This window comes from Dissulfurispira sp. (genome assembly GCF_036745535.1).
Classification (GTDB): domain Bacteria; phylum Nitrospirota; class Thermodesulfovibrionia; order Thermodesulfovibrionales; family Dissulfurispiraceae; genus Dissulfurispira.
Genome location: NZ_DAIOFX010000066.1, coordinates 1 through 3353, shown reverse-complemented (window position 1 = coordinate 3353; position 3353 = coordinate 1). Strand labels below are relative to the sequence as shown.

General features: G+C 41.6%; 4 protein-coding genes. 2 read left to right on the top strand and 2 right to left on the bottom strand.

Features of this window, described 5'->3' with window-relative positions:
* Positions 1 to 212: 212 nt before the first annotated feature.
* Positions 213 to 731 carry an ORF6N domain-containing protein gene (locus V7L97_RS09870; RefSeq protein WP_333655517.1) on the bottom strand — a complete coding sequence of 173 codons (519 nt, stop codon included), beginning with the start codon at positions 729 to 731 and terminating at the stop codon, positions 213 to 215.
* 57 nt (positions 732 to 788) lie between these two features.
* Positions 789 to 1574 carry an inositol monophosphatase family protein gene (locus V7L97_RS09865; RefSeq protein ID WP_333655515.1) on the bottom strand — a complete coding sequence of 262 codons (786 nt, stop codon included), beginning with the start codon at positions 1572 to 1574 and terminating at the stop codon, positions 789 to 791.
* Between the two features lie 63 nt (positions 1575 to 1637).
* On the opposite strand from V7L97_RS09865, the gene hisC reads away from it, so the two are divergent.
* Both hisC and hisB read left to right on the top strand, forming a co-directional pair.
* Positions 1638 to 2696, top strand: coding sequence for a histidinol-phosphate transaminase (gene hisC / locus V7L97_RS09860; RefSeq protein WP_333655514.1), 1059 nt, complete (start codon positions 1638 to 1640; stop codon positions 2694 to 2696).
* Positions 2683 to 3270 (top strand): imidazoleglycerol-phosphate dehydratase HisB, encoded by a 588-nt coding sequence (hisB, locus tag V7L97_RS09855; protein WP_333655513.1) that lies wholly within the window; start codon positions 2683 to 2685, stop codon positions 3268 to 3270. Before hisC ends, hisB begins: the two co-directional genes overlap by 14 nt.
* Positions 3271 to 3353 lie beyond the last annotated feature (83 nt).

Here is a 3353-nt window from a genome sequence, read left to right as displayed (position 1 = left end):
CTTCAACAGAGGAGCATAGGTTTCACACATCCAGATTTGTAGTCGCCACTTGTTGTCGCTTACCCATTCAAATTCATATTTATACATCTGTGCCCGTGAACCCATTAGAAACCCTCTGAAATAACTTTCGAGATGTTATGTTTAAAATTATATTAGAAAAAGAGGGACACACATCCCCTTTTCTCCTCTCCAAAAACATTATATCCCCCTTCTCACTCGTCCTTTTCCCTCCAAAATCCTATCTTCCTCTTTTTCGGTTCGGGTGGGATCATCAACTGCCGGATGGCATCAAAAACTACCTTAAACTGTGCATCGTATTTCTTCTCAAGGTCATCGAACCGCTTTGCGAGGTCTTTATGAGAAGCTACCATTTCCCTTAGCTTAACAAAAGCGCGCATTATGTGAATGTTGACCTCAATTGCTCTTTCACTATTCAACACTGATGAAAGCATCGCAACCCCTTGCTCGGTAAAAACATAGGGAAGATATCTGCGTCCGCCGTGGCCTGAACTTGAGGTCGCAAATTGCGATCTCAAGTTTTCAGTCTCTTCAGACGTCAGTTGGAACATAAAGTCATCAGGGAACCGCGATATATTACGCCTTACCTGTTCATTCAGCCTTCTCGTTGGCACCCCATAAAGCTCAGCGAGATCGCTATCAAGCATAACCTTTTCGCCTCGAATCATCAATATCTTCTTCTCAATCATCTCAACTGGAATAAGTGCCTTCATTTTCCCTCCAACTTGAGATCTCAATTTGTGATCTCAAATGCGCAACCTCTTAATTATTCACCTCAACAACCTCAATGCCTTTTCGTGCAACTGTTTATTCCCTGCGGCAAGGATTGGCACGCTTCTCTTAAGCCCTATTTCCATATTCTCTATGGACTTTCCATCCGTATCAGAGAATACCCCACCAGCCTCTTTTATTAGAAGATAGCCGCCTGCAAAATCAAAGCTCCGCGACGGAGACGGGGTTAAAAATACGCTTACAGAACCATATGCAACATATGCAAGATCCAATGCCGTTGCACCAAAACACCTTGTCCTTCTTGTCTCGGAAAGCAGTCGTATCATCTTTGGGATATCATTTTTCGGACTCGGTGATTCATAGGCAATCAGATAAAAGACATCATCCTTTTGAGTATGAATCCTCTCACCATTAAAGAATGCACCCTTGCCTTTCTCAGCCCAGAATTCATCGCCTGTCAAAAGGTTTATCACATATGCAAGTGAAACGCTGCCGATGTTGTCTTTATCCGCAACAGCAATGGATGAGCAGTAAAATGGTATTCCTGTGATAGCATTTTTGCTGCCGTCTATAGGGTCTATCAATATCTTTTTGCCACCTCCTTTTATTTCCTTGAGGCCAGCCTCTTCTGAAATTATGCTTAATGGCTCATTGAGGGCCTCCAATGAGCCGATGATAATATCCTCTGCCTTTTTGTCGATAGGGAATGTCTTGTCACCTGCAGCACCTTTTCCAATGGATTCAGAGGCAAAAGGCTTTAGCCTTGTTTTGCCTATTTCGGCGAATAAGCGTTGACCGATCTGTCTCAAGTCTTCGATTTTCATAACTCATTATACCCGACAACCAAAACATTGACAACGGTTCGTTGTCCATTTATTATAAACATCATGAAAAACATTGATTTCTCGAAACTTGCAAGACCAAACATCCGCTCGCTCAAGCCTTACGAAGCAAAAGAGATACCTTGCAAAGTGAAGCTGGATGCAAATGAAAGCCCATATTGTATTGATACTGCACCTGACAAAAAAATCCTTCAAAGGCTTAACCGCTATCCTGACCCTGAAGCTAAAGAACTAAAAAAGACAAGCTCAAAAAATTTAAAGATAAAGCCCGACAATATCCTCATGGGAAACGGCTCCGACGAGCTTATTTATTATTTAATTACAACTTTTGGTGGGCCTGTGCTTTATCCTGTACCGACTTTTTCCATGTACGGCATTATCTCACAGGCATTGGGAGAGAAAAATATCGGAATACCATTAAACAAAGATTTTGACCTCGATATTGATAAAATGCTTGCTGCTATAAAAAAATACAACCCCAAGCTTATATTCCTCAGCTCGCCAAACAATCCGACAGGAAACTGTTTTTCTGCCGAAAGCATATTAAAAATCATAGAGGCATCCAAGGGCATTGTGGTTGTGGATGAGGCATATCAGCCATTCTCAAGCGAGAAGGGCTTTTTACCTTTATTAAAGGATTACAAAAACTTAGCCATATTGAGGACATTAAGCAAAACAGGTTTTGCATCATTAAGGGTCGGCTTTCTAATAGCTGATGAAGGCTTAATAAATGAGGTCAATAAGGTAAGGCTTCCATTTAATCTCAATTCAGTATCCCAGTCAATGGCATTGGAGGCATTCAAAAACAAGGACGTCATAGAATCACAGATAAAAAATATCACTTCAGAAAGGGAAAGGTTGTTTGAGGAATTAAGCAAAATTAATAATGTATCGCCATATCCATCTGAGGCAAATTTCATATTGTTTAAGACAAAAAATGCGAATGCAGTATATCAGAGATTGATAAAACAAGGCGTGCTTGTGAGGAATATAGGCAGTGTTATAAAAGATTCATTGCGGGTAACAATAGGCACGCCTGAAGAAAATGAACTCTTTTTAAAAGCCCTGAAGAAATCAGTTGGAGGAAAAAATGAGAAAGGCTAAGGTTGAAAGAAGGACTAAAGAAACAGACATAGCAGTTGAAATAAATCTTGACGGAAGCGGCAAGTATTCGATAAATACATCCATTCCTTTTCTTGACCATATGCTCTCGCTGATGTGCAGGCACGGACTATTCGATGCAAAACTGAAGGCAAAAGGAGATATCGAGATTGACTATCATCACACTGTTGAGGATGTCGGAATCGTCCTCGGCAAGGTGATTAAGCAGGCGCTTGGAGATATGAAAGGAATATCGCGATATGGGCAGGCATCCGTGCCCATGGACGAGGCGCTTGCATCAGTAAGCCTCGACATCAGCGGCAGGCCTTATCTTGTCTATAAAGTGGAATTTCCCAAGAAGAGCAAACTCAAGGATTTTGACCCTGACCTTATCGAGGACTTTCTTCAGGCATTTGTGAGCAACAGCAGTATTACGCTCCACATTAACGTCCTTTATGGCAGGAACATCCATCACATAATCGAGGCGATATTCAAGGGATTGGGACGGGCATTACGACAGGCAGTAACCATCGACCCGAGAATAAAAGGCCTGCCAACGACAAAAGGGAAACTGTAATTTCCACTATTGCTGACAGATGGCAAGGCATCGGTATAGGGCAAGATTAATCTTACCCTATACCATTATCTTTTACCTAAATT